Annotated in this window: 9 protein-coding genes; 4 read left to right on the top strand and 5 right to left on the bottom strand. The window is 67.0% G+C overall.

Annotated elements, in window-relative coordinates; genetic code table 11:
- Positions 1 to 131: 131 nt before the first annotated feature.
- The 5 genes from OK17_RS19970 to OK17_RS19950 all read right to left on the bottom strand — a co-directional run bounded on the left by OK17_RS19970 (position 132) and on the right by OK17_RS19950 (position 2,700).
- Positions 132 to 401 (bottom strand): DUF4235 domain-containing protein, encoded by a 270-nt coding sequence (locus tag OK17_RS19970; RefSeq protein ID WP_006868367.1) that lies wholly within the window; start codon positions 399 to 401, stop codon positions 132 to 134.
- Between the two features lie 23 nt (positions 402 to 424).
- Positions 425 to 682: a DUF3618 domain-containing protein gene (locus OK17_RS19965; RefSeq protein WP_461418499.1), complete on the bottom strand. Its 258-nt coding sequence runs from the start codon at positions 680 to 682 to the stop codon at positions 425 to 427.
- A complete protein-coding gene (locus OK17_RS19960) occupies positions 683 to 1,078 on the bottom strand; it encodes a phage holin family protein (RefSeq protein ID WP_204718553.1) in 396 nt (131 codons plus the stop codon).
- Between the two features lie 84 nt (positions 1,079 to 1,162).
- Positions 1,163 to 2,035, bottom strand: a complete 873-nt coding sequence (locus OK17_RS19955) for a 5-oxoprolinase subunit C family protein (RefSeq protein ID WP_232717288.1) — start codon at positions 2,033 to 2,035, stop codon at positions 1,163 to 1,165.
- Positions 2,032 to 2,700, bottom strand: coding sequence for a 5-oxoprolinase subunit B family protein (locus OK17_RS19950; protein ID WP_232717289.1), 669 nt, complete (start codon positions 2,698 to 2,700; stop codon positions 2,032 to 2,034). The genes OK17_RS19955 and OK17_RS19950 overlap by 4 nt, the downstream gene beginning before the upstream one ends.
- Positions 2,701 to 2,758: 58 nt before the next feature.
- On the opposite strand from OK17_RS19950, the gene OK17_RS19945 reads away from it, so the two are divergent.
- From OK17_RS19945 to OK17_RS19930, 4 genes are all read left to right on the top strand, one after another.
- A complete protein-coding gene (locus OK17_RS19945) occupies positions 2,759 to 3,697 on the top strand; it encodes a carbohydrate kinase family protein (RefSeq protein WP_461418498.1) in 939 nt (312 codons plus the stop codon).
- Between the two features lie 61 nt (positions 3,698 to 3,758).
- Entirely contained in the window at positions 3,759 to 5,081 is a 1,323-nt protein-coding gene (locus OK17_RS19940) for a citrate synthase (protein WP_232717291.1), read from the top strand.
- A 74-nt stretch (positions 5,082 to 5,155) separates the two neighbouring features.
- Entirely contained in the window at positions 5,156 to 5,524 is a 369-nt protein-coding gene (locus OK17_RS19935) for an FKBP-type peptidyl-prolyl cis-trans isomerase (RefSeq protein WP_005198205.1), read from the top strand.
- 14 nt (positions 5,525 to 5,538) lie between these two features.
- Complete coding sequence (locus OK17_RS19930) at positions 5,539 to 6,825, top strand: cryptochrome/photolyase family protein (RefSeq protein WP_461418497.1); 1,287 nt, start codon at positions 5,539 to 5,541, stop codon at positions 6,823 to 6,825.
- Positions 6,826 to 6,928 lie beyond the last annotated feature (103 nt).

The following is a 6,928-nucleotide window of genomic DNA, read 5'->3' as shown; positions in this document are numbered from 1 at the left end:
TCGGCCGGGCAGCCCGCCGCGGCCGGAGCGTCCTCTGGGGTGTGAACGGGACAGGTGTTCTGTGCGTCGTTCAGTACCTCGGTCATGAGACAGAACCCTAGGTTCGTCTCAGATGGGTGTCAACCATCGGCCTAGTCGGGGCTCTCGTGCGTGACCGCCTTGTACCCGCGCGCTCCCGCGCGGTCGACGGCCGCGCGGACCAGTCCGAAAACGAGTCCCTGCAGAGCAGCGGCTGCCAACACCTCGGTGTTGCTGCGGTCGAGATCCTTGGGGTCGGGGGCTTCGGAATCATCGGAGATCCGCTTCCAGATCTGGCCGAACACGGCGCCCGCGGCGATTCCGCCGAGCACGCTCGTCGCCAGGGAGAGCGGTTTGTAGAACGTCTTGGACACGGCACTCATGTCGAACTCCTTGTGGATGGGGGTCAGCTGCGACGGCGTTTGACGACGATGACGGTGCCGATGGCGAGTACCGCGGCCACCGCGACGCCGATCAGCGTCGTCCGGTTCTCCTCGGCCTTCACCTTCGCGGTCTGAGCGGTCTCCGCGGCAGCCGTGTTCACGCGCGCCGGGACGTCGAGCTTCGCTGCCAGCGCGTCGACCGTCTCGGCGAGTTCCTCGCGCTGCTGTTCGATCGGGGGCGGGTCGTCGGCCGGATTCCGGTCGGGTTGCGTGTCACTCATCTACAGGTGCTCCTTCACGGTTTCGACGTCGCGCTGAACGCTCTCGACGGTGTGCTCGGGGGCGGGCGGGACAGCTGATTTCGCACGCTTGGCGCCGATGGCCGCGGCCGCTCCGCCGATCACCAGCAACGCCACGCCGACGATCACCGCGGCAAGCCACGCGGGAACTGCGTTCGCCAGGCCCAGGACGGCGGCTGCGATCAGCGTTCCGAGGCCGAAGAGCATCAACAGGGTGCCCGCGCCGGAAATCCCCGCACCGACTCCGATCCGGGTGCCCTTGCCCTTCATCTCCGCCACCGCATTCTGCAGCTCGGTTTTGACCAGGGTGGTCGTCTGACTCTGCAGGCGTTCGACGAGTTGCACGGTCGACAGGTCGTTCACAGACGGATCGCTCACGTTGGTACCTCCATTCGGGGACGTCCACCGCGTTCCCGACGGTCAGCGGTCCCAAACGTGAGCCTCGGACGTGAGCCTCGAGCGTCATCGCCTCCGGAAGCGGACCTCCGAACCGGGGACCAGCTGGGCCGCGAGATCGACCGCGGCATCGGTCAGGACGGCCACGACGGGGTAACCGCCGGTGACGGGATGGTCGGCGAGGAACAGCACCGGTCGTCCGCTCGGCGGCACCTGCACTGCGCCGTGTGCGACGCCCTCCGAACGCAATTCGCCGGCGTCTTCCCGATGCGCCAGCAGGGGATACGACGAAGCCTCGGCGCGGTCGATACGCACACCGACGCGGTTGCTGTCGGCCCCGACGACCCACGTCCCCGCACAAAGATCCGCCGGAGCGGCCAGCAGTTCGGCGCGGGGGCCCTCGTCCACCTCGAGTACGACAACCCGCGGATGTGCGGTGTTCGCCGGCGCGGACTCGACGGGCGGCCACTCGCCGGCGGCGTCACCCACCGTCACGATCACATTCGCGGTCAGAGCCGGAGGTCCCAACCCTGACAGGGTGTCGGTCGACCGAGAACCCAGGACCGGCTCGACGTCGAACCCGCCGCGGACCGCGAGATAATTGCGCAATCCCCATGTCGGCGGATCGACGGCCAGTTCGTCACCTTCACGCAGTACGACGGTCGCGGCGAGTCCGACGGGAACTCCGTTGTGGCGCACAGCGGTGTCGGCTCCGGTCACCACGGCCAGCACGTCGCCTTCGGCGCGGATGCGCAGGCCGCCGAGGGTCGTCTCGATCGTGGCCGCCGATTCGTCGTTGCCGACAAGACGATTGGCCAACCTCAGCGAGCCGCGATCTGCGCCGCCGGACACCGGCACGCCGAGATGGGCGTAGCCGGGACGCCCGAGATCCTGGAAGGTCGCGAGAGGGCCGGTCGCGAGCACGGTGACGGCGGTCATCCGCGGCCGCCCGTCCCGGCGTCGACGAACCGCACGATCCGCCCGGTCGCGAACAGTGCGGGCGGGTCGGCCGTCTCGTCCCACAGGCGAACATCGGTGCGGCCCAACAACTGCCACCCACCCGGGCTCGCCTTCGGGTACACGGCGCTGTAACCGGCGGCGATCGCCACCGCACCTTCCGGGACGCGTGTACGTGCCTCGGCGCGCCGGCCCACCGCGTCGAACGGGTGCGGTGTCGGCTCGTCGGCGACCAGATAACCGAACCCGGGTGCGAAGCCCATGAACTGCACCCGCCATCGGGTGCGGCAGTGCAGACCGATCACCTCGTCGGTCGAGATGTCCAGCGCATCAGCGACATCCGCAAGGTCGTCACCGTCGTAGTGGACCGGGATCACGATCTCGTCGGCCGACCCGGCGCCGCGATCGACGCCGGAGCGTCGGCGCCGCAACGCCCGCCGCACACCCAGCTCGTCGACGCCACGACCCGGCCGTGCCTGCACCAGCAGCGTGTGCGCACTCGGCACCAGATCGGTGACCTCCGGCAACTCTCCGCGGTCCACCGCATCACGCAGGGCGACCGTCGCGTCGAGCACTGCGGCCGACGGGGACTCGTCGGCCGAGAAGTCGAGCACGACCGCATCAGGGCCCGCCGGCAACTCTCGCATGCACAGAATCTACCGCCGGGGGACTGGCAGACTGGGTCACACAGAGAAGAGGGGTCTTATGAGAGAGATCGTCGTCTGCGGCGAAGCGCTCGTCGACGTGGTGCAGGAGAAGCGGGCATCAGGTGCGGCGCTGGCGCCGCTGCAGCCGGCGCTGGGAGGCGGGCCCTTCAACGTCGCGATCACCTTGGGACGCTTGGGGAGTGCCGTGTCTTTGCTGTCGGCGGTGTCGACCGACAACTACGGCCGGGCGATCGTCGACGCACTGCAGGGCGCCGGTGTGGGTACGGCGATGCTGCAGCGTCGAGATGAACCGACGTCGCTGGCCCTGGCCACCGTCGCCGATGACGGTTCCGCGCAGTATTCCTTCTATGTGGAAGGCACGGCGGATCGCACTGTCACCGACCCGGGTTCGCTGGCCCCGACCGTCGCGGCGGTGACCTTCGGAACCCTCTCGCTCGTGCTCGAACCGGGGGCGACCGTCTACGAGGACCTGATGCGGCGCTGCCACGCCGAACGCCGACTCGTCGTGCTGGATCCGAACATTCGCTCGGTCGTCATCCCGGACGCCGATGCCTACCGGGGCCGTTTCCGCAGTTGGATGTCGTCCGTCGACGTCGTGAAGCTGTCGGACGAGGATGCGGCGTGGCTGGGCGAGGGCCCCCGGGGGAGTGCTGTGAAGGACTGGCTCGCCGACGGTGTCGCCGCCGTGATCACCACCGCGGGGGCGTCCGGGATCACCGTGACCACCGCGCAGGACGAGGTCACCGTGCCGGCCCGGAACGTCGACGTCGTCGACACGATCGGGGCCGGCGACAGCGTCCTGGGAGGCATCGTGCACCAGCTCGACCGACTGGGTGCGCTGGCACCGGATTCCGTTCGCTCACTGACGACCGATCAGTGGCGTGAGGTCGCCGAATTCGCAGCTCACGTCGCTGCGGTCACCGTCTCGCGGCCCGGCGCCGACCCTCCTTGGGCAAGCGAGCTGAGAAGCGACTAGTTTGTACCTGTGTGTCCTATCCGGACACTGTCAAAAACTCTGATCTGAATAAGGGGTTCGTGTGTCTGCTGAAACAGTCCCAGCCGACCAGGCGTCCGACACGGCCTCAGCGACCTTCACCTACCCCGGTGGACAGCTGGAGCTCCCGATCCTGAAGGCCACCGAGGGCACCGACTCGGTTGCACTCGGCAAGCTGCTTGCCGAGACCAATCTGACCACCTTCGACGGTGGATTCGTGAACACCGCGTCGACCAAGTCGGCCATCACCTACATCGACGGCGACGCCGGCATCCTGCGGTACCGCGGTATCCCGATCGACCAGCTCGCAGAGAAGTCGACCTTCATCGAGGTGAGCTACCTGCTCATCTACGGCGAGCTCCCGACCCCGTCGCAGCTCGAGGACTTCACCACCAAGATCCAGCGGCACACCCTGCTGCACGAGGATCTCAAGCGTTTCTTCGACGGCTTCCCCCGCAACGCGCACCCGATGCCGGTGCTGTCGAGCGCGGTCAACGCCCTGTCGGCGTACTACCAGGATTCGCTCGATCCCAAGGACGACGAGCAGGTCGAGCTGTCGACGATCCGCCTCCTGGCGAAGCTGCCGACCATCGCCGCCTACGCCTACAAGAAGTCGGCCGGTCAGCCTTTCCTGTACCCGGACAACTCGCTGAGCCTCGTCGAGAACTTCCTGCGCATGACCTTCGGCTTCCCGGCCGAGCCCTACGAGGTCAACCCGGACGTCGCCAAGGCCCTCGACATGCTGTTCATCCTGCATGCCGATCACGAGCAGAACTGCTCGACCTCGACGGTCCGTCTCGTCGGCTCGTCGCAGGCGAACCTCTTCACCTCGATCTCCGGCGGTATCAACGCCCTCTGGGGCCCGCTGCACGGCGGCGCCAACCAGGCGGTGCTCGAGATGCTCGACGCCATCCGCGCCGACGGTGGCGACACCAAGGAGTTCATGAAGCGGGTGAAGAACAAGGAAGCCGGCGTCAAGCTGATGGGCTTCGGTCACCGCGTCTACAAGAACTACGATCCGCGGGCTGCGATCGTGAAGAAGACCGCTGACTCGATCCTCCAGACCCTCGGGGTCGAGGACGAGCTCCTCGACATCGCGAAGGGCCTCGAAGAGGTCGCGCTGTCCGACGACTACTTCATCGAGCGCAAGCTGTACCCGAACGTGGACTTCTACACGGGCGTCATCTACCGTGCGATGGGCTTCCCGACGCGGATGTTCACCGTCCTGTTCGCGCTGGGCCGCCTTCCGGGCTGGATCGCCCACTGGCGTGAGATGCACGAGGACCCGACCACCAAGATCGGCCGTCCCCGTCAGCTCTACACCGGATACACCGAGCGTGACTACGTGCAGATGGGTGATCGCTGAGCGATCGCCCCGCCGGGGCGGGCCGCCGAACCACCCGGAACAACGACTGACCGCCCGACTCAAAGGAGAGTCCTGTGACCAGCACTGAGAAGCCCGAAGTCGAGTTCCAGGCGGGTCCTCCGCCGGCCGACCTCACCATCACCGACCTGATCGTCGGCGACGGTGCCGAGGCCGTCCGCGGGGGCGTCGTCGACGTCCACTACGTGGGTGTCGACTACGAGACCGGCGAAGAGTTCGACTCCTCGTGGGATCGCGGCCAGTCGGCCAACTTCCCGCTGGATCGGCTGATCCCGGGCTGGCAGGAAGGCATCCCCGGCATGAAGGTCGGCGGCCGTCGCCAGCTGACCGTCCCGCCGGAGCTCGCCTACGGACCGGCCGGCGCGGGGCACCGCCTCTCGGGACGGACCCTCGTGTTCGTCATCGACCTACTCGGAGTGGGCTGACGTCCACCAACCTGGTGTGGCTCAGACGCGACCTGCGCCTGAGCGACCTACCAGCGCTTTCCACAGCCAGAGGGACCGACGATTCGTCGGTCCTTCTGTGCTTTGTGGTGGACCCACGGCTCGAGAAGTCATCGGGGGAGCGTCGACTCGCATTCCTCTTCGATTCGCTCCGCGAGGTCGACGCCAAGCTCGATGGGAAGTTGCTCGTCGTGCGGGGACGCCCCGACGAGGAGATCCCGCGCCTCGCGAAGGCCGTGGATGCCGAGGCCGTCCACATCTCCGGAGACTCCACCCCTTTCGGCCGACGACGCGATGAGGCCGTCGCCGTAGCCCTCGGCGACATCCCGCTGGAGGCCACCGGTTCGCCGTACATGGTCTCACCCGGTCGGATCACCAAAGACGACGGCGAACCATACAAGGTGTTCACCCCGTACTTCCGCCGGTGGCGGGAGCACGGCTGGCGTAAACCGGCTGATTCCTCCATCCCGGGTTCTGCGGTTCTCGATCCGTCGCAGGTCGAGAAGTCCGGCCGGATCACGATCCCGGAGGCGCCGACAACCCTGTCTTTCCCCGCCGGTGAGGATGCCGCGCTGGCGCGATGGGCCGAATTCGTCGATGACGATCTCGCCGACTACGACACCGGCCGCAATGATCCGGCCGCCGACGTGACCAGCAAGATGTCGGCGTACCTGAAGTACGGCAACATCCACCCGCGCACGCTCGCCGCCGATCTCGGCAAAGGTGATGGGCCGCAAGCGTTTCTACGCGAGCTCGCCTTCCGCGACTTCTACGCGGACGTTCTCTTCCATTGGCCACACAGCTTGTGGCACAACTGGAATCGGCAATTCGACGACATCGAGCTGGACACCGATGACGACGCCTACCAACGCTTCGAGGCGTGGAAGGCCGGACGCACCGGCTTTCCTCTTGTCGACGCCGGCATGCGCCAGCTCGCCGAGACCGGCTGGACGCACAACCGGGTCCGCATGGTCACTGCGTCATTCCTGGTGAAAGACCTCCACTTGCCGTGGTGGTGGGGTGCGGAGTGGTTCCTCGACCAACTCGTAGACGGAGACATGGCCTCGAACAACCACGGGTGGCAGTGGGCGGCCGGCACCGGAACCGATGCGGCGCCGTACTTCCGGGTGTTCAACCCGGAGGCACAGGCCAAGAAGTTCGATCCCAAGGGGGAGTACGTCCGACGCTGGGTGGGGGACGTCGACGCCGACGATTACCCGGAACCGATCGTCGAGCACAAAGCGGAGCGCGAGGAAGCGCTTCGACGGTTCGGTGCGATCTAGTCCGGTGAAAATGCCCCTGACCAGCCGATTTGTGTTGAGGGTAAAGTCTGCGTAACTTATGTCGAGTCAGCGAGCCACGGCGCCGCCCCGGAAGACCTGAGAG

Source organism: Gordonia sp. GN26 (assembly GCF_054823965.1).
This window is presented reverse-complemented; position numbering and strand designations above follow the sequence as displayed.